Source organism: Bradyrhizobium sp. HKCCYLR20261 (genome assembly GCF_051168435.1).
In the GTDB taxonomy this organism is placed as follows: domain Bacteria; phylum Pseudomonadota; class Alphaproteobacteria; order Rhizobiales; family Xanthobacteraceae; genus Bradyrhizobium.
The window spans coordinates 507,672-526,793 of sequence record NZ_JBNPUZ010000006.1 but is presented as its reverse complement, the minus strand read 5'-3'; the positions used below and the strand labels follow the sequence as shown (position 1 = coordinate 526,793).

At 65.8% G+C, this 19,122-nt stretch carries 17 protein-coding genes; 5 read left to right on the top strand and 12 right to left on the bottom strand.

From position 1 onward, the window contains the following. Positions 1 to 7: 7 nt before the first annotated feature. The 7 genes from ACQR1L_RS17815 to ACQR1L_RS17785 form a co-directional block, all read right to left on the bottom strand. Positions 8 to 1,603, bottom strand: coding sequence for an oleate hydratase (locus tag ACQR1L_RS17815; protein ID WP_434859255.1), 1,596 nt, complete (start codon positions 1,601 to 1,603; stop codon positions 8 to 10). Between the two features lie 304 nt (positions 1,604 to 1,907). Continuing rightward, positions 1,908 to 3,383, bottom strand: coding sequence for an ABC transporter ATP-binding protein (locus ACQR1L_RS17810; RefSeq protein ID WP_434859254.1), 1,476 nt, complete (start codon positions 3,381 to 3,383; stop codon positions 1,908 to 1,910). A gap of 50 nt (positions 3,384 to 3,433) precedes the next feature. Beyond that, positions 3,434 to 4,117 (bottom strand): biuret amidohydrolase, encoded by a 684-nt coding sequence (biuH, locus tag ACQR1L_RS17805; RefSeq protein ID WP_434859220.1) that lies wholly within the window; start codon positions 4,115 to 4,117, stop codon positions 3,434 to 3,436. Positions 4,118 to 4,317: 200 nt separating this feature from the next. Next, the gene (locus tag ACQR1L_RS17800; protein ID WP_434859219.1) at positions 4,318 to 5,244 is read right to left on the bottom strand and encodes an ABC transporter permease; all 927 of its coding nucleotides are present in this window, start codon (positions 5,242 to 5,244) and stop codon (positions 4,318 to 4,320) included. 3 nt (positions 5,245 to 5,247) lie between these two features. Continuing rightward, complete coding sequence (locus tag ACQR1L_RS17795) at positions 5,248 to 6,357, bottom strand: ABC transporter permease (RefSeq protein ID WP_434859218.1); 1,110 nt, start codon at positions 6,355 to 6,357, stop codon at positions 5,248 to 5,250. Continuing rightward, complete coding sequence (locus ACQR1L_RS17790; protein WP_434859217.1) at positions 6,354 to 7,463, bottom strand: BMP family ABC transporter substrate-binding protein; 1,110 nt, start codon at positions 7,461 to 7,463, stop codon at positions 6,354 to 6,356. Before ACQR1L_RS17790 ends, ACQR1L_RS17795 begins: the two co-directional genes overlap by 4 nt. A 521-nt stretch (positions 7,464 to 7,984) precedes the next feature. Further along, positions 7,985 to 8,140: a hypothetical protein gene (locus ACQR1L_RS17785; RefSeq protein WP_434859216.1), complete on the bottom strand. Its 156-nt coding sequence runs from the start codon at positions 8,138 to 8,140 to the stop codon at positions 7,985 to 7,987. A 217-nt stretch (positions 8,141 to 8,357) separates the two neighbouring features. Here ACQR1L_RS17785 and ACQR1L_RS17780 point away from each other — a divergent pair, with 217 nt between their 5' ends. Further along, complete coding sequence (locus ACQR1L_RS17780; RefSeq protein ID WP_434859215.1) at positions 8,358 to 9,326, top strand: SDR family NAD(P)-dependent oxidoreductase; 969 nt, start codon at positions 8,358 to 8,360, stop codon at positions 9,324 to 9,326. Between the two features lie 123 nt (positions 9,327 to 9,449). Continuing rightward, entirely contained in the window at positions 9,450 to 9,872 is a 423-nt protein-coding gene (locus ACQR1L_RS17775; RefSeq protein ID WP_434859214.1) for an endonuclease domain-containing protein, read from the top strand. Between the two features lie 103 nt (positions 9,873 to 9,975). Here ACQR1L_RS17775 and ACQR1L_RS17770 read toward each other — a convergent pair whose 3' ends face one another. The 3 genes from ACQR1L_RS17770 to ACQR1L_RS17760 form a co-directional block, all read right to left on the bottom strand. Then, positions 9,976 to 10,452, bottom strand: a complete 477-nt coding sequence (locus ACQR1L_RS17770) for a GcrA family cell cycle regulator (protein ID WP_434859213.1) — start codon at positions 10,450 to 10,452, stop codon at positions 9,976 to 9,978. A 79-nt stretch (positions 10,453 to 10,531) separates the two neighbouring features. Then, positions 10,532 to 10,729 (bottom strand): hypothetical protein, encoded by a 198-nt coding sequence (locus ACQR1L_RS17765; RefSeq protein WP_006614936.1) that lies wholly within the window; start codon positions 10,727 to 10,729, stop codon positions 10,532 to 10,534. Between the two features lie 992 nt (positions 10,730 to 11,721). Then, entirely contained in the window at positions 11,722 to 12,663 is a 942-nt protein-coding gene (locus tag ACQR1L_RS17760) for an acetamidase/formamidase family protein (RefSeq protein WP_434859212.1), read from the bottom strand. Between the two features lie 130 nt (positions 12,664 to 12,793). On the opposite strand from ACQR1L_RS17760, the gene ACQR1L_RS17755 reads away from it, so the two are divergent. Next, complete coding sequence (locus ACQR1L_RS17755) at positions 12,794 to 13,582, top strand: YdcF family protein (protein ID WP_434859211.1); 789 nt, start codon at positions 12,794 to 12,796, stop codon at positions 13,580 to 13,582. On the opposite strand, the gene ACQR1L_RS17750 is transcribed toward ACQR1L_RS17755, so the two are convergent. After that, on the bottom strand, positions 13,579 to 15,426 hold the full coding sequence (locus ACQR1L_RS17750; protein WP_434859210.1) for a tetratricopeptide repeat protein: 1,848 nt from the start codon (positions 15,424 to 15,426) through the stop codon (positions 13,579 to 13,581). The genes ACQR1L_RS17755 and ACQR1L_RS17750 overlap by 4 nt on opposite strands. A 186-nt stretch (positions 15,427 to 15,612) precedes the next feature. Between ACQR1L_RS17750 and ACQR1L_RS17745 the strand changes: the two genes are divergently transcribed. Then, positions 15,613 to 16,398: a DUF169 domain-containing protein gene (locus ACQR1L_RS17745; RefSeq protein WP_434859209.1), complete on the top strand. Its 786-nt coding sequence runs from the start codon at positions 15,613 to 15,615 to the stop codon at positions 16,396 to 16,398. 200 nt (positions 16,399 to 16,598) lie between these two features. Continuing rightward, positions 16,599 to 17,777 (top strand): saccharopine dehydrogenase family protein, encoded by a 1,179-nt coding sequence (locus ACQR1L_RS17740; RefSeq protein WP_434859208.1) that lies wholly within the window; start codon positions 16,599 to 16,601, stop codon positions 17,775 to 17,777. Here ACQR1L_RS17740 and ACQR1L_RS17735 read toward each other — a convergent pair. Continuing rightward, positions 17,761 to 19,044 (bottom strand): O-antigen ligase family protein, encoded by a 1,284-nt coding sequence (locus ACQR1L_RS17735; protein WP_434859207.1) that lies wholly within the window; start codon positions 19,042 to 19,044, stop codon positions 17,761 to 17,763. The genes ACQR1L_RS17740 and ACQR1L_RS17735 overlap by 17 nt on opposite strands. Positions 19,045 to 19,122 lie beyond the last annotated feature (78 nt).

The following is a 19,122-nucleotide window of genomic DNA, read 5'->3' as shown; positions in this document are numbered from 1 at the left end:
CGCGGGCTCAGGCGAAAGATTTGATGGCGGCCTGCGCCAGCACTTTCAGCGATTTGTCCCACGGGGTGACCGGCGGAATGGCGCGATCGATCTTCATGAGCTGATAGACCGCGTGCATGGAAGCGCGCACCGAATATTCGATGGTGAACACGGCGTCCTCCGGCAGCTCGACGAACTGGCCGATGAAGGCGAGGTTCTGCGAATTGGCCGGCACCGGCAGCGGCCGGTCGCCCGGGCTGCGCGGCATGAACATGCTCATGATGTAGGGCATCCAGCACGGCACGCAGGTGGCGTCGTCGAACACCGTGAGCGGGAAGCGCAGATGCCCGCACAGCTCTTTCAGGATCTCGGCGCCGCTGCATTCCGACATCGGCTTGGGCACGAAATTGCCGACGCGATCGGGATAGAGCCCATAGCCCCAGAAGATCTGAATGTCGGCCGGCTGGTCCGGGAAATAGGGCTGCGTGTACAGCACGATCGACATCCGCCAATTGGAGTCGGAGAAGGACACCAGCGCGCCGGTGCCGGCGACGTTGCCGCTGAAATTCTGCATCGCATCGAAAAAGCGCGGATTGCGGCAGGTGACCGTGAAGGATTCGAAGCTGGATTCCGGGATGTTGGAGTTGAAGATCGCGGGATTGCCGAATTCGGGCCGGCCGGCGGCGAGCTTCTCCCACAACGCCCAGCCGTGGCTGTCCTCCTTGGTCAATTGCTTCGGCGCGCTGTCGTGGCTGCCGAGGCTGGTCGCATCGGTCATCGAGCCCGCCGTGTAGAACACGAGATCGTCGGGGGCGAGTTCGATTGAGCGGCTGGCGCCGTTCTGCGTCAGGTCGAGCCGCGTGGCGCGATGCTTGCCGTTCTCCGTGACGAGCGCGATGTCGGTGACATCGGCGCCGCCGACGAAGTTGACGCCGTGCTCCTCCAGCCAGCGCATCAGCGGTTTCACGATCGAGTCGTTCTGATTGTAGACCGTGCGCTTGACGCCGCCGAGCGTATTCATCGTCGGGAATTCGTTCATGAAGCGGCGCATGTAGCGCCTGAACTCGACCGCGCTGTGCCACGGCTGGAAGGCGAACGCCGTCTGCCACATCAGCCAGAAATTCGTGGTGAAGAACGGCGGCGACAGCCAGTCCGAGATCAGCGAGTTGCCGAGCTTGTCCTCCGGGGTTTCGGTGAGCTTGGTCATCTCGATGCGGTCCTGCATCGAGAAGCCCATGGTGGAGACGTCGACCTTGTGCCGGTTGCGGTCGACCAGCCGCGCCTGCGCATGCGTGACGTGCAGCTTGTTGAACATCTCGGTTTCGCTGAGGATGTTCTCGGACGGCTGCGACGCGCTCGGGATCGTCGACAACAGATCCCAGGTGCATTCGTATTGCTCGGTTGTCAGCATGCGCCCGCCGCGCATCGAGTAGGAGCCGTCCGGAAGCCTGGCGCCGTCGAGGCTGCCGCCATAGGGCAGGCGCTTCTCGAACAAAGTGATGTCCCGCCCGGCCACGCCGCCGTCGCGGATCATGAATGCTGCGCCTGAGAGTGAACCGATGCCACCGCCGATGAAATAGGCCTTCATGATGTCGACCTGCTGTTTAAAGGTTTGAACGAAAATAGGAAAAATGCCGGCAGGCGCGGCAAATCACTGGCCAAACAAAGCCCGCCGGAGCGCAATTTATCGTAGCGGGATGAATTAGTCGTCAACACGCTGAGGTCGTTTGTCCGGGTGCGGCGCAATGTCCCGGCATCGGCTGTGCGCCGCTCTTTCCTCCGTCATTGCGAGCGCAGCGAAGCAATCCAGGGCGGCATGCGGGACTCTGGATTGCTTCGCTTCGCTCGCAATGACGTTGAGAGAGCACGCTGTGCCATGCTTATCTCGCGTGCAGTGGAAATCCGCCGTCGGGTAGTTGAGAGGCGCCTCAATGCCCCGCCATGTGCCGGCCGATCTCCGTCAGGTCGGCCTCGCCGGCGCGGGTCTCGTAGACCAGCTGGCCGTGGAACATGACGACGAGGCGGTCCGACAGCTCCAGCAGTTCGTCGAGATCCTCGCTGACCAGCAGCACCGCGGCGCCGCGGTTGCGGGCGGCCATGATCTCGGCGTGGATCTGCGCCACCGCCGCGAAGTCGAGGCCGAAGCAGGGATTGGCGGCGATCAGGACCTCGACGTCATGGCCGAGCTCGCGCGCCAGCACCGCGCGCTGCACGTTGCCGCCCGACAGTGCCGAGATTGGCGTATCCGGCGTGCGGGTCTTGATCTTGTAGCGGTTGATCTTGGTCGTGGCGTCCTTGCGGAACGCTGATTTGTTGAGCCACCAGCCGCCGCTGGCGAACGGGGCGCGGTCGAACTCGCGCAGCGCGATGTTGTCGGCGACGCTCATGCCGCCGACGCAGGCGTTCTTCAAGGGCTCCTCGGGCAGCAGCGACATCTTGTGCCGCCGCATCTCCTCGCGCGTGGCGGAGTAGGGCGCGCCCGACACGCGGACCGCGCCGCTCTCGGCCTCGCGCTGGCCGGCTAGCACCTCGACCAGCTGGCGCTGGCCGTTGCCGGAGACGCCGGCGATGCCGACGATCTCGCCGGCGCGCACGGTGAGCGAGAGATCCTGCACGGCGAGGCCGCCGGCGTCGTCGCGCGCCACCAGCTTCTCGACCTCGAGCCTGACCTTGCCGGCCTCGCCGGTGCGCGACGGCTGCACCGTGAGCTGCTCGGCGCCGATCATCATCCGCGCCATGTCATCGGGCGTCAGCTCGGAGACCTTGCCGCGTCCGGCGAGCTTGCCGCGCCGGAGGATGGTGACCTCGTCGGCGAACGCCATCACCTCGCGGAATTTGTGCGTGATCATCAAAATGGTCAGGTCGCCGGCCTCGACCATCTTGCGCAGCATGCCCAGCACCTCGTCGGCCTCGCCCGGCGTCAGCACCGAGGTCGGCTCGTCCAGGATCAGGAAGCGGCGCTTGAGATAAAGCTGCTTGAGGATCTCGCATTTCTGCCGCTCGCCAGCCGAGATGTCGGAGACTTTCGCATCGAGCGGCACACGGAACGGCATGCGCGCCAGGAACGCCTCCAGCGCCTGCTTCTCCTTGGCCCAGTTGACCACCGCCGGCACGTCGTCACGCGCCAGCACCAGGTTCTCGGCCACCGTCATCGCCGGGACCAGGGTGAAGTGCTGATAGACCATGCCGAGCCCGAGCGCGTGGGCGTCCTTGGGATTGCTGATCGCGCGCTCGCGCTCGGCGATCAGCACGTCGCCCTCGGTCGGGCGGTAGTAGCCCATGATGCATTTGACAAGGGTCGACTTGCCGGCGCCGTTTTCGCCGAGCAGCGCGTGGAACGAGCCGGGGCGCACCTTGAGCTCGACATTGTCGAGCGCGGTGAACGCGCCGAAGCGCATCGTCATCGCGATGGCCTCGACGCCGAATGTGCCCGAGGGCGTCGGATCGTCGCCGATCACGACAGCGCCTCGATCAGCGCGGAGGAGGTCGCGACCGCGCCGAACACGCCGCCCTGCATCTTGATCATCTTCAGCGCGTGGTCGTGATTGCCTTTGTCGGTCGCGCCGCAGCAGTCCGACAGCAGCACGCATTCGAAGCCGCGGTCGTTGCCCTCGCGCATTGTTGTGTGGACGCAGACGTCTGTGGTGATGCCGGTCAGCACGATGTTTTGGATGCCCTTGAGGCGCAGGATCAGCTCCAGATCAGTGGCGCAGAACGAGCCCTTGCCGGGCTTGTCGATGATGATCTCGCCGGGCAGGGGCGCCAGATCGGGGATGATGTCCCAGCCGGGCTCGCCGCGCACCAGGATACGGCCGCACGGGCCGGGATCGCCGATGCCTGCGCCGATCTGCTGCGAGCGCCAGCGCTTGTTGGCGGGCAGGTCGGACAGATCGGTGCGATGGCCTTCGCGGGTGTGGATGATCAGGAAGTTTTGCGCCCGCATCACCGTGAGCAGCTTCTTGATCGGCTCGATCGGAGCGCGGGTCAGCGAGAGATCATAGCCCATCTTGTCGACATAGCCGCCGACGCCGCAGAAGTCGGTCTGCATGTCGATCACGATCAGCGCGGTGTTCTCAGGCCGGAGATCGCCGTTGTAGGGCCAGGCGTAGGGCTCGGAGCGGATGGTGCGCTGGGTCATGAATCAAACTCCCGTCAGCATGTATGGGGCCTCATGGTTCGAGACGCGTCGCAAGGGCGACGCTCCTCACCATGAGGGTTGAGTTGGTGCGTCGCCGCGCAAAGACCCCTCATCCTGAGGAGGCCGCCGCAGGCGGCCGTCTCGAAGGATGGCCGCGCAAAGATTGTTTGCTCCGACGTTCGTCGCATCGCCCACTCACATCACCGCGTGATGGACAGCTCGGCCGGCGCGCCGCTGAGGGTGCGCTTGGGCGAGCAGGTGATGATCATGATGAGCAGCGTCAGGATGTAGGGCGCGGCGTTGAACAGATGATAGCCGGAGGTGACGCCGACCGATTGCAGCGCCGGGCCGAGGGCGGCGGCGCCGCCGAAGGCGAGCGAGGCCCACAGGCACAGCATCGGGTCCCATCGCGCGAAGATGACAAGCGCGACCGCGGTGATGCCTTGTCCCGATGACAATCCCTCGTTCCAGCTGCCGGGATAGAACAGCGATAGGAACGAGCCGCCGATGCCGGCGAGGAAGCCGCCGGCCATGGTGGCGCGCAGCCGGATCGCCAGCACCGAATGGCCCATTGCGCGCGCCGCATCGGCGCTCTCGCCGGCGGTGCGGATCAAGAGGCCCCAGCGCGTGGTCTTGAACGCCCAGAACAGGATCGGCGCCAGCGCGACGCCGATCAGGAACAGCACGTTGATGCGCAGCGCCGCGCGCACCTGCGGCACGTCGCTCCACCAGCCGAAATCGATCGCCGGCAACCGCGCCGCGGTCGGCTCGATCAGCGGCTTGCCGAGGAAGAAGGCGAGGCCGGTGCCGAACAGCATCAACGAAATGCCCACCGCGACGTCGTTGACACGCGGCAGCGAGCAGATGCCGGCATGCAGGGCACCTAACAGAGCGCCCGTGAGACCGGCGGCGAGCACCCCAAGCCATGGCGAGCCGGAGAGATAGGAGATGCCATACGCGCTCATCGCGCCCATGACCAGCGTGCCCTCGAGGCCGAGGTTGATGCGGCCGGAACGCTCGGTGATGCATTCGCCCAAACTGACAAAGAGGAACGGCGTGGAGACGCGGATGGCGCCGCCGAGCACGGCGAGCGGGACGGTCCAGAGTCCGATGTTGCCGTCAGTCATGGCTCAGGACTTTCCTTTCAGAAACCCGATGCGCCCGTAGAGCGCGTCGCTCGCCAGCACCGAGATGAAGATGATGCCTTGCAGCACCAGCACCGACGCATCGGGCAGGCCGAGCCGCCGCTGCAGCAGGCCACCGGACGCGTTGATGCCGCCGAGCAGGATCGCCACGGGAATGATCGCCAGCGGATTCTGCCGCGCCAGGAAAGCCACCAGAATGCCGGTGAAGCCGTAGCCGACCGCGAGGTTGGCATTGGTGCGGCCCTGCACCGCGGCGACCTCGACCATGCCTGCAAGGCCGGCGCAGGCGCCGGCGAGGAAGCACACGGTCAGGATCAGCTTGCCGACGGACAGGCCGACGATCTTGGCGGCGCGGATGTTGCCGCCGGCCACGCGCGCGGCGAAGCCGAAGGTCGTGTGATAGATCAGCACGTAGGACGCGACCGCCAGGATCAGCCCGAACACCAGGCCCCAATGCACGTCGGTGCCGGGAATGGTGCCGATCATGTTGGCGGCGCCGATCTCGCGTGTCGACGGCTTGTTGAGGCTCGCCGGATCGCGCATCACGCCCTCGACGAGATGGTTGAGGATGGCGAGCGCGATGTAGACCAGCAGCAGGCTGGAGATGGTCTCGTTGACCCCGCGATACTGGCGGAGACCACCGGACAGCAGGATCCACAACCCGCCGCCGGTCATCCCGGCGATCACCATCGCGATCTGCACGACGAGCGGCGGCATCCCTTGCAGCGCCAGCGCCGCTGATGTCGCCGACAGCGCGCCGATCAGCAGCGCGCCCTCGCCGCCGATGATCACCATGCCCAATTGCGCGGGCAGGGCGGTGCACAGCGCCGTCAGGATCAACGGCGCGGCGCGGCTCAGCGTGTTCTGCCAGGAGAACCAGGTGCCGAACGCGCCGTAATACATGTACCAATACAGATCGATCGGGTTCTTGCCGAACAGCGCCACGAACCCGCCGAACACCAGGAGCGCGGCGACCAGCGCCGCGCCCGGGATCAATATGTACTCAATGCTCGCGCTATAGCGCTGCAGAAAGCCTGGGTCCGCGGCCGGCGCGATGGCGGCCGCATCAACCGGATCGGCCGCCTCCGTGGTCACGACGTCGCTCCGATCACGCCCTCGACCAGATAGTCCATCTTCTCGAGCTCGGGGTCCTTCTGGCCGCGCTCGGTGCCCGCGGTGATCACGACGTTGCCCTTGTTGTCCTTGATGGGGCCCTTGAAGATCGTATAGCCCTCGCCGAGGAATTTGGCCTTGATCTCGTCGGCGTGCTTGCGCGCCTGCTCGGAGACGGCCTCGCCATAGGGCGACGTCTTCACCAGCTCTTCCTTGAGACCGCCGCGATAGAAGTTCGGAATGCTCTCGCCGGCGGCCAGCATCTTGACGAACTTCGGATACAGCGCCTCCCAATTCCACTCGGCGCCGGTCAGATAGGCCTTCGGCGCCAGCGGCGACTGGTTGACGTGATAGCCGGTGACGAAGGCGCCGCGGCGCGCCGCGTTCTCGACCATCGTCTTCGGGCCGTCGACATGGCAGGTCAGCACGTCGACGCCCTGGTCGATCAGGCTGTTGGTCGCCTCGGCCTCCTTGACCGGCATCGACCAGTCGCCGGTGAAGATCACCTGCGTCGTCGCCTTGGGGTTGGCGAGCTTGGCGCCGAGTGTGAAGGCGTTGATGTTGCGCAGCACCTGCGGGATCGGCTTGGCCGCGACGAAGCCGAGCTTGCCGCTCTTCGAGGTATAGCCCGCGACGATGCCCGACAGATATTGCGCCTCGTCGATGTAGCCGAAATAGGAGCCGGCGTTCTTCGGATCCTTCTCGCTCCACAGGCCGCCACAGTGCTCGAAGCGGAGCTTCGGGTACTTGTTGGCCATCTTGATCATGTGCGGGTTGTAGTAGCCGAACGAGGTCGGGAACAGCAGCGTCGCGCCGTCGAGATTGATCATCGACTCGATCGTCTTCTCGACCGCGTCGGTCTCCGGCACCTTCTCCTCTTCGATGACCTTCAGCCCCGGCAGCTTCTTCAGCGCCGCCGCGCCCTGCGCATGCGCCTGGTTGTAGCCGTAGTCGTCGCGCGAGCCGACATAGATGAAACCGATCGTCGTCTCCGCCGCGAAGGCCGGCCGCAGGCCCGCGGCTGCGCCGAGCGTCAGCGCCGCGCCACCCTGCAACAGATGCCGTCGTGAAATCCTGCCAAAGTCCATGGTGTGCTCCCTCGGCGGGCTGTCGCGCCCGCGCCTCTCGGCTTCGCCGGCACGGCGCAGCCGTCAAGGGGATCGCAAGCTTCGTGCCAGGGGCTTTCGGCCGAGCGGAGGAGCTAAGTCACTGAAGGCGCTTTGCTTTGCGATTGCTTGCAGCGTGGGCAACGAATGCCGTGAGCAAATGATAGCCTATGTTTTAATCAATCGACTTCAATTGTATGCAACGAGTTCAGCCCGGCGAGACCCTCGGAGAGCCAGGCGAGCACGTTCGCGAAGTGCGGTTGTGAGAACTTTTTCAGGGCGCCAAACTCTCCGCGAGACGCTCGACTCGATCCACGTCATTGCGAGCGCAGCGAAGCAATCCAGGGGCTGTGGGGGGACTCTGGATTGCTTCGCGGAGCCTGTCATCCGGCCGCGCTTCGCGCGGACCGGGTGGCTCGCAATGACGGAGGAGAAAGCTGCGCACCGCAGCTGTAGGCCACGCTCGGCGCAGCCTTCCTTCGTCATGATGCGCGTCGCGCCGGTCAGATGCCGAGCAGCCAGACCGCGACGATGGTGCCGATCACGGCAAGGCCGCTGATCGTCCATCCGGTGAGATAGGCGCCGTCGCCCGATCCCGCCGGATCGACCATGGTGTCGTGCCAGCTCTCGTCCTGCCAATGCCCCTGTTGGTACGCCATGCGAACCTCCTCGAGCCTGCCTTCCCATGGAATAAGTCAGGGGCGTTCGGCAGCGGTTCAACTCCAGGATGAGTTTTTTTGCTGCTGCGCTGCAATGCTGATCCCGGACATCTCCTCTGGTCTTGCCGGTCAAACGTCCTAAGCTCGGCTGGCGTTCCGCGAAGAGAACGAGCGGGGCCGCGCGTTGCGGCCCGCAGCAGGGAAGGAAGAAAGTGCAATGAAGGATTTCGCCGGCAGGATCGCCGTGATCACCGGAGGCGGCACGGGCATGGGCCGCGAGCTCGCGCGCCAGCTCGTCGCCGAGGGCTGCAACGTCGCGATGTGCGACGTCTCGACCGAGGCGATGGCCGAGACCAAGCGGCTGTGCGGGGCCGATGGGGTGCCGCAGGGCCTGCGCGTCACCACGCACGTTGCCGACGTCTCGATCGAGGCACAGCTGCAGCGCTTCCGCGACGAGCTCGCCGAGCAGCAGGCCACGGACAAGATCCATCTCCTGTTCAACAATGCCGGCATCGGCGGCGGCGGCAGCCTGTTCAGCAACTCACGGGAGCAGTGGGAGCGCACCTTCAACATCTGCTGGGGCGGCGTCTATCTCGGCGTCCGCACCTTCCTGCCGATGCTGCTGAAGGCCGACGAGGCGCACATCGTCAACACCTCGAGCGTCAACGGCTTCTGGGCCTCGGTCGGCATGGGCGTCTCGCACACCGCCTACAGCGCCGCGAAATTCGCGGTGAAGGGTTTTACGGAGGCGCTGATCAACGACCTCCGCCTCAACGCCCCGCACATCAAATGCTCGGTGGTGATGCCCGGCCATATCGGCACCTCGATCGTATCGAACTCGCGGAAAGTGCAGAGCGGCGGCGAATCCGACGAGCTCAGCGACACCGAGATCGCCCAGGCCCGCCAGCGCATGAAGGGCATGGGCATCGACGTCGCAGCGATGAGCGATACGGACATCCAGAACGCCGCCCGCGAACGCGCCCGCAGCTTCCTCGAGGATGCGCCGACGAGCGCCGCGCAGGCGGCGAAGATCATCCTCGATGGCGTCAAGGCCGAGCAATGGCGGATTCTGGTGGGCGAGGACGCCAAGCTGCTCGACATGCGCGTGCGCCAGTCGCCGGAGCAGGCGTACGAGCCGGAGTTCTTCCAGCGTTTCGCGCAGGAGGCGGGGTGGAAGCTGGGGTAGGGACTATCTGTTAGTTGTGGACACCGCTCGTACGGCGCGGACAGTGAGCTCCCCTCCCCCTTGCGGGGAGGGGTCGGGGGTGGGGGTCCCCGAGTCCCGCTGCTCGTGATGAGATCGAACACCATGGCTGACAGCCGACGATCATTCGCGCAACGCATGCGCGCCGAACCCACTGACGCCGAGAGAGTCCTCTGGCAGCATCTTCGCCATGACATCAATCTGGCCGGCTCCCACTTTCGTCGCCAAGCTCAGATTGGCCCCTTCATCGTCGACTTTGTCAGCCGAAAAGCGAAATTAGTGATCGAAGTCGACGGCGGCCAGCATGATTGGCAGCAGGAGAAGGACAGCGCCCGTACCCGACAAATCGAGGCGCTCGGATATCGCGTTCTTCGCTTCTGGAACAGCGATGTGCTGGGAAACATTGACGGTGTGCTTCATGAAATTCAGCGCGCGTGGACCCCCACCCCCGACCCCTCCCCGCAAGGGGGAGGGGAGACGAGACCGCCGCGCCGTCCCCGCAGAACGCGGCGACCGAGCAAAGCGTAGGCGCCTAAACCTAAAAACGTCGGTGCGTACACGTCGCAATCTGTCAGCGTGCTTTGCCGACTGAGTGGCGGGACACCCGACAACTGAGTTGGTCGAGTCGCACCTACCGCGACGACGCCACCCGGTACGCCATCCGTGTATGGCTCGGACAATACGGCAGGCCCTCGATCGGTTTCGATCCGCAGAAGCAGAAATCGTCCGCGCCCGGCGTCGAGATCGGCCAGCGGCAGCGTTCCTTGGAGAGTTCGAACAGCGAGCAGCCGTTCTCGACGGGGCCGGCGTGCGGCTCCTCGATCACGATCGGCGGCGGGTCGCTGGGCACCGCGCGCAGGATGCGGCGGCGCAGTTTCGGCGCGGGGCGGCGGGTGCCGTCGCGGGCGTTGTCGCGGACCATGCGCCTGGTGTCGCCGCCATTGTCGCGCGTCAGGGCGAGGCGGGAGATCTTGCCGATCACGGCATTGCGGCTGACGCCGAGTTCGGCGGCGATCTCGCGGCAGGTCAGCCCGGCTTCAAAGTGCTGCTTCAGGGCCCGGAGGCGTTCCTCGGTCCAGGTGGGTTGGGTCTGTCGTTCGGCGGGCATTGTTGTCGCTTCCAAGTTTGATCCGTCCTGGATCGTCCTGGCCGACGGTCGTCCGAAACTGTGCCGCTGATGTCCCTGTTTAAGCCCGTCCGTTGTCGCGAATCGACAGCAGCCCGTCCTTGATGGCGAGCCGGATGCCTTCTTCGATCAACGTTCTGCAGACACCCGGAACGCTGGTGCCGTGGGTGCCCTGTTTCACGAGCTTTTCGAGATAGCCAATGGTGGCCAGGGCCAGGGTTACGGGGATGCGGTCAGTCTCGGCTTTTTCCGTCGCCATGCCTAAAAGCTAGTCCGTAACCGGTGTACAGAAAAGTAACTTTTTAGACTCTATTAGGAATCCAATAGGTTGTACAGCCACTTGGGGATAAGTGGTTAAGATATTGAATTTTATAGAAATATGACGAATCGGCGAGGTCGCGCTGGTGACTCTCGGCGCTTTCAGCGAGTCCGGGCCCGGAATGGTACGGTGCACGAGCTGGTGGAGGGGATTCGCACTGCAACTGGCGGGACTCCTCCGATGGCTCGTCCAACGACAAGAGAACGCCGCTTGTGATGGTTCCCGTCGCGCCGCGTTCCCGGCCCGCGCTGCGGCGCGGGTGTCCCGAACAGAAATTTCTAAAATTCAGAAAATAGCGCTTTCGCTTTTCCGAAAATCATGCTCTACTGTCGCCATCCCGTCTCACTCGGAAGGGGCGTTGCGCGCGATCGTCACGACACGCGGGGCGGGGAGCGATGGCCGCGAGCGAGCCGCAGCGTGTCCTTCAATGGATGCGTGGACGAACGGTTCGGCGCGGACGTGAAGTCGCAGCGTGCTGGCACCCCGATGCTGGTGTCCCGCGCAATGCGCAAGCATTGTCGCGAATGGTGGCCAACAAGCCCGGCGCACCAGGCAGACTGCGTATAAGCGTGAAGACCATCGCGCAGGGAAGGCCGGGCGTTGTCCGGCTGCACCTGTGGTACCTGCCGCCTGCATTTTTTCTCGCAGGCGGGCCGCAGGCGTCAGCCGACGCCTGGCCTTCCCTGCGCCCTCCGAACTTCGTGAGGGTGAGATGAGCGGCATGACTCGGCGCGAGCGGCGCGCGAGGATGAAAACGCGTGTCTGTTGGGATAAGCGAGGCGCGTCACATTCGGTCGTCATCCCCGCGCAGGCGGGGATCCAGTAAGCCGCGGCCTATCGAAGGACCCACAATGGCCGCGGAGTCCTGGGTCGCCCGGTCAAGCCGGGCGACGACAATGGAGCGAGCCGCGCGCGCGCGGCCCACGACGACCTCACCCGTGCACGACCGACTTCGCGATCATGCAGTGAATGCCCTTGGAGCCGTTGACCGTCTGCGTCACGCGCAGATCCGCCGCGAGGCTGCACAGCGTATACGCGTCCTCGCGCGACAGATTGCGCTTCTCGCCGAGCAGCACGATCATGTCGCGCAGCGCCTTCACCACGCACTGGTCGAGATCGGGGTCCATCGCCATCGTCATGTAGTGCGTCGGCGTCTCGGCGCGCGGATAGTCGAAGCTGAGGTCCTTGCGCACGGTCAGACGAAAGCGCCCCTGCAGCGCGGTTTCGATCGCGGTGACGCAGACCTCGCCGTCGCCCTGCGCGCCATGACCGTCGCCGCAGGAGAACAGCGCGCCCGGCACGAACACCGGCAGATACAGCTTGGCGCCGGCGCCGAGCTCCTTGTTGTCGAGATTGCCGCCCATCGCGCGCGGGATCAGCGTGGTGATGCGGCCCCAGGCCGGCGGCGGGGCCGTGCCCATCACGCCGAAGAACGGCGACAGCGGCAGCTCGAGGCCCCAGGGCAGCTTGCCGACCATCCGCTCCTTGTCGAGCGGGATGTTCATCAGCCGGGTCTCGTGGAAATCGTCGGGCAGGGTGCCGGCCAGCGGGCGGATGAAATTGTAGCCCCAGTCCTGGCGCAGCTGCACGTCGAGGATGTCGACCTCCAGCACGTCGCCGACCTCGGCGCCGCGAACCGCGACGGGGCCGGTCAGGATGTGGCCCGGCACCATCCGCTCGGACCGGGCATGGACGTCGAACAATTCCGGCGGCACGTGAAACTTGCTGGTATCCGGCACCACGTCGGGCCCGCCGCTGATCGAATCGATCGTGACCTCGTCGCCGCTGTCGACCGTGAGCACCGGCTTCAGCCGGGATTCGAAGAAGCCCCAATGGCAGGTCTCGGGGCTGGCGGGCAGATGATGATGGGCCATGATGCTCTCATTGTTGCCGGATCTCGCCCGAGCTTAGCGCATCCGATCGCGTTCGCGGAGAGATGGCGACGCATGGCGGCTGTCGTGTATGAGGGCGGCCATACGATCTCACCCCGCGCCGGAGCCCGGAATGTTCTTCGTCCTGTCCAAGACGCTCGGCCTGCTGGCGCTGCCGACCAATTTCATGATCGCGCTCGGCCTCATCGGCATCGTCCTGATGCCGACGCGGTTCGCCGTGCTCGGCCGCAGGCTCGTGGTCTCGGCGATGCTGCTGCTGGCCATCGTCGGCCTGACGCCGCTCGGCAGCCTGATGTTGTATCCGCTGGAGAGCCGGTTTCCGAAATGGGATCCGGCCAAGGGCGCCCCCGACGGCATCATCGTGCTCGGCGGTCCGGTCGATTCCGATCTCTCGGTCATCTACGGCATGCCGGTGACCGTGGCGGGCGCCGACCGGGTGATCCAGGCGGCCGTGCTGGCGCGGCGCTATCCGAATGCGCGCGTGCTGTTCACCGGCGGCAGCGCCAACCTGATCGCGACCGAGGCGAAGGAGGCCGATGTCGGCGCCGAGATCCTGGAGAGCCTCGGCGTGCCCAAGGAGCGGCTGCTGCTGGAGCGGCAGTCGCGCAACACCTACGAGAATGCGATCTTCTCCAAGGCGATGATCTCGCCCAAGCCGGGCGAGCGCTGGCTGCTGGTGACCTCGGCCTATCACATGCCGCGCTCGGTCGGGCTGTTCCGGAAAGCGGGCTTCGCCGTCGAACCCTATCCGGTGGACTGGCGCGTCGGCCGCGTGCTCGATGTCGACGGCGTCTCGCTGCTTGGCCTGCGCCGTGCCGACATCGCCGTGCGCGAATGGGTGGGGCTGTTGGCCTACCGCCTGCGCGGCCGCACCGACGAGCTGTTTCCCGGACCGACCTAAGCGGTCGTCCTCCTGAAGCCGGCCGCCTTCGCCGCGAGCTCGCCGCGCACGCGCGCGACCACCGGCTCGAAGCGGCAGCTGGCGTCCTGGCGGAACAGCCGCGCGCTCGGATACCACGGGCTGTCGTCGCGATCCCTCAGCCAGCGCCAGTCGGCGACGTGCGGCAGCATGATCCAGGTCGGCCGTCCGAGCGTGGCGGCGAGATGCGCGGCGCTGGTGCAGACCGTCACGATGACATCGAGACAGGACATCAGGGCGGCCGTCTCGGCGAAGTCGGTGAGATCGGCGGTGACGTCACGGATGCGGTCCTGTTGTGCGAGCAGCGCCTTGTCCGCCGGCCGCAGCTCCTTCTGCAGGCTGATGAAGTCAGCCTCGATCTCCAGCAGCGGCAGCAGCGTCGACAGCGGCATCGAGCGGTTGGCATCGTTGGCCTGGTGCGGATTGCCCGACCAGACGAGGCCGACGCGCAGCCGGTCGTGCGACCCGAGCCGCTGCTCCCAGGCCGCCACGCGATCGGCCGGGGGAGGCGGCAGATAGCTGGGCGGCGGAATGGTCTCCAGCGTGGTGCCGAAGGCGAGCGGCAGGCTCATGACCGGGCAATGCATGTCGAAGGCCGGCCGCTGCAGGTCCGGCGCGAAGGCGAGGCACTGCGAGACACCCTCTATGCCGCTCATCAGCCGCCGCAACGGCTCACGCACCACGAGGATCACCTTGGCGCCGCGCTCTGCGACCATCGGCAGATAGCGCGCGAACTGGATGTTGTCGCCGAAGCCTTCATCCTCCTCGATCAGGAGGGTCTTGCCCGAAATATCCTCTTTCCCCAGCCATTTCGGCTGCGCGAACCGCGGATAGTCCGGCGAGAAGTCCGGCATGGCCCAGCGCGCCTCGCGGCGGGCCCAGCCGGCTGTGTAGTCACCGCATTGCAGCTCGACATGGGCGAGATGCCAGGCCGCCTTCGCATTGTCAGGCTCGGCCGCGAGGATTTCGCGATACACCGCGGCGGCGTCCTCGAAGCGCAGCGCTTGCGAGAGCGCGAAGCCCTTGTTGAGCAGCACGTCGGCGAAGCCGGGCCGCAGCTCCAGCGCCCGATCGAACCAGGCCAGCGCCTGGTCATGGCGGCGGAGGCAGACCAGCGCATCGCCGAGATTGTTGCTGGCGAGCGGATCGGCCGGTGCAAGCATTTGGGCGCGCTCGCAATCCGCCAGATAGTCATCGTAGCGCTTGAGTTCCCGAAGCGAGCGGGCGCGCATCTGCAGCGCCGCCAGGTCGTCCGGCTGCTTGTTCAGGCAGACGGTAAAGGCTCGCACCGCCTCGTCATGGCGCCCCTGCTGTTGCAGCAGCAGTCCGCTCTGCCACGCCGCGTCACGATGGCTGGGATCGATCGTGAGCGCGTGCTGATAGCTCAGCAGCGCCTCGGCGCCGCGATTCTGCGCCAGCAGAACGCCGCCCATGTGCTTCCACAATTCGGCATCATCGGGCTTGAGCTGGATCGCCTTGTCGAACACCGCGAGCGCGTCGTCGAGCCGGCCCATCTGTTTCAACGTGAAGCCGAGAATGGTGAGATAGTCGATCTTCGGCGTCTGCCGGATGGCGCGCGAGAACCACGCCACGGCGTGGTCGTGCTGCCCGCTTTGCAGCGCGATGATGCCCATCAGCGCGAGGCTGTCGGCATGGTTCGGGTCGGCCGTCAAAGCCTGCTCGCAGCACATCTGCGCGTCGAGCAGCCGCCCGCCGCCGAGATGGTGCAGTCCGGCCTCATAAAGCGCCGCCGGCGACAGGACGGGCGTTGCGCCCGGGCCGGCCGTCGCGCCCATGGCGCCTTCCTTCCGGTCGCTGCGGCTCATCGCATGGTCCTGTCTGAGGAGAGGAAATTCATAAGTGATTCCTGGGGGATCGAGAAGGATCATGGTACGCGGGACGAGCCGGGGAGGCGGAAGGGCTGGCATCGCGGCTGGCGAGCGTCTAACAAGCGCCCCGAAGCTGAACCACGCACGGCAGCGACAGTCCGCGCGTCGAGGAGGGAACACCCCATGCAACAGCCTGATGCGGCCGACAGGCTGGACCTCGCGGCCATGGTCGCCGACCTCAACGCCTTGCTGCGGCTGAAGACGACCGTGATCGGCATCAAGATGTTCGCCCGCGTCGAGGAGATGGAGGCGGTGGAGAAGATCCGCCGGCCCAACGCGGTGCATACCACCGATCAGATCGTCAGCATGGCCGCACGGCTTGGCTGGACTGTCGGCATCACCGGCGAGGATCTCGTCGGCGCGCAATGCCGCGCCGTGATCGGACTCGGTCCGCAGGACGAGACATGGCTGAAGGGCGAGGGCTATGTCGGCGTCTGGCACGGGACCGCGGAGGATGCGCGCAAGCGGCAGGAGGCGCTCGACGTGGTGCCGTTCGGCCGCTACCAGGCCATGGCGGTGAGCCCGCTGGCGAGCGGCCGGCTCGATCCGCCGGATATCTGTCTCGTCTACGCGACCCCCGGCCAGATGATCATCCTGATCAACGGCCTGCAATACGTCGGCTACAAGAAGTTCGAATGGGGCGTCGTCGGCGAGACCGCCTGTGCCGACTCCTGGGGCCGCGCGCTGAAGACCGGCGAGCCGAGCCTGTCGCTGCCTTGCTTCGCCGAGCGCCGCTACGGCGGCGTGCCGGACGAGGAGATGCTGATGGCGCTCAAGCCCGCCGATCTCGCCAAGGCGATTGCCGGGATGAAGCAGCTCGCCAGGAACGGCCTGCGCTATCCGATCGCGCCGTATGGAATCCAGAACGATGTGCGTGCGGGCATGAGCGTGTCGTATGGGAAGAAGTAGAACCACATGCTCCGTCATTGCGAGCGCAGCGACGTGTCCGCCGAAGCCCGCAGGGCGAAGGCGGAAGCAATCCAGGGGCCGCGTTGGGACTCTGGATTGCTTCGTCGCGGAGCCTGTCATCGGGCCGCGCTTTGCGCGGACCCGTTGGCTCCTCGCAATGACGGAGCGTTCAAATTGAAGCTGATGTCCAGGGAACAAGAATGACGTCATCCAAATTCGACCTCGTCGTCTACGGCGCCACCGGCTTCACGGGCAAGCTCGTGGCCGAGTATCTTGCCACGCAATATCGCGGCGATGGCTCGCTGCGCTGGGCGATGGCCGGTCGCAGCCTGGACAAGCTCGCCGCCGTCCGCGACGAGATCGGCGCGCCGGCCGACACGCCGTTGATCGCTGCCGATGCGTCCAATCTCGAGTCACTGAAGGCAATGGTCGCGCAGACCAGGCTGGTGCTGACCACGGTCGGTCCCTATCAGCTCTACGGCAACGAACTCGTCGCTCTCTGCGCCGAGACCGGCACGGACTACGTGGATCTCTGCGGCGAGCCGGTGTGGATGCGGCAGATGATCGACAAGCATCAGGCGACCGCGGAAAAGAGCGGCGCCCGCATCGTGTTCTCCTGCGGCTTCGATTCCGTGCCGTTCGAGCTCGGCGTCTACTTCGTGCAGCAGCAGGCGAAGAAGGTGCTCGGCGCGCCGGCCGCCCGCGTCAAGGGCCGCGTCCGCGGCATGAGCGGCACCCTGTCGGGCGGCACCGCCGCCAGCGCCAAGGCGACGTTCGATGCGGTGGCCCAGGATCTCAGCCTGGTGTCGATCCTGAAGGATTTCTTTGCGCTGACGCCGGGCTTCAAGGGTCCGAAGCAGCCGCCCGGCAACAAGCCGCTCTATGAGGAGGATCTGCAATCCTGGGCGGCGCCTTTCATGATGGCGCTGATCAACACCCGCAACGTTCACCGTTCCAACATGCTGATGGGTTTCCCCTACGGCCAGGACTTCATCTATGACGAGATGGTGTTGACCGGTCAGGGCGAGAAGGGCGAGGCCAACGCCAAGAAGGTGATGGCGGCCAATTCCGAGAAGACAGGTCCGAACGCGCCGAAGCCGGGCGAGGGCCCCTCCAAGGAGGAGCGCGACAACGGCTACTACAACCTGATGTTCGTCGCGATCGCGCCCGACGGGCGGCAGGTGCGCGCCACGGTGAAGGGCAACCGCGACCCCGGCTACGGCTCGACCTCGAAGATGATCAGCGAATGCGCCATTGGGCTGCTGCGCGACGGTACCAGCGTCAAGGGCGGCTTCTGGACCCCGGGCGCGGCGCTGCAGGACAGCCTGATCAAGCGGCTGGTCGACAATGCCGGCCTGACGTTCACGGCGGAGGATTGATCGACAGCAGAGGCGAGCCGATCCCTGCGGATCGGCTCGCGGCCTGGTGGGCGCGGGTGGCGGCGATCATGCCCCACATCGTGCCGAGCATCAGGAAGAAGTGCCGCCAGTGGTCGGTGTCGATGATGAAGCTCTCGCCGACGGTGCCGAGGAAGGCGGAGAACACAGCGATGTAGGTACGCTGCCACGGCACGCGTACGAACAGATAGCGGAAGCCGAGAATGACGGTGGTGAACACCAGCGCGGGATAGCAGATGCCGGACAGCCAGCCGCCCGACATGAAGGCGTTCAGATAGGAGTTGTGGGTGTCCTCGGGGAAGTAGTTGTGAAACTGCAGCGGCCCGATCCCGAACGGCAGGTCGAGCGCCATGTCGGCGCCGAGGATGTGGCGGCCGAAACGGCCGAAGCGGCCCTCGTCGTAGCTCTGGTCGAAGCTCGCCCGCTGCTTGAACATGTCGGCGATGGAGTCGATGGAGAGGAGAACGCCGACCAGGACGACGCCTGCCGCCGCGGCGGCAAGGGTCATGAGAATGATGCGGGACCGCTCGCTCCGCGTCTGGCTGGTGAGCACCATCATCACCAGCATGAAGGCGGCGGTGAGCACCAGGCCGCCCCAGGCGGCCCGCGAAAAGGCGAGCAGGATGGCGAGCGAGATGGCGCCGAACGTGAAGCTGGCGCGCAAGGTGGCCGCGAGGCGGGCCGTGACGACGTTCTGCAGCGCGAGCAGCGCCGGCAGGATGAGGAACGCGCCGAGCACGTTCGGGTCCTTGAACGTGCCGCGCGCGCGTCCATACAGCGTGAGGAGATCATAGCCGCCGGGCACGAGATGGAAGTAGCCGGCGACGCCGGCGAGGCCCGCGATCGCCCCGCCCATCACGAGGCCCCGGCGCAGCATGTCGAGCCGTGCCGCGGTGTCTTCGGCGGTCACCATCGCTAGCAGCATCGCCGTGACCGCCATGTACCAGGACGTCGCGATCCAGGTCGCGATCTTGGAATCGTCGAGCAGCGGTACCGCGCTGATCGTGTAACCGAGATTGACCAGGAACAGGAGCAGGAGGAGGGGCAGAAACACAGCGCGTAGCCTGATACCGGTCGCGATGAATACCGCGGCGGAGGCGAGCGTCACGAGTTCGTAGGGGCTGGGTTCGATGAAGACGATCGCGCCGGAGGCTCCGATCAGCCAGACGAGCGCGCGCTGCAGGGCCACCACGCCCGCAGGGGCGGTCGGCCTCAACGCGAACTCTCCGGCGGACGCCGTGTACGCCATCACCAACTCACACTCATACGCGGTACGCGGCGGGACCAGCCAACTCCATGTACGAAGCGGGCGCACGCCCGCTCCGGA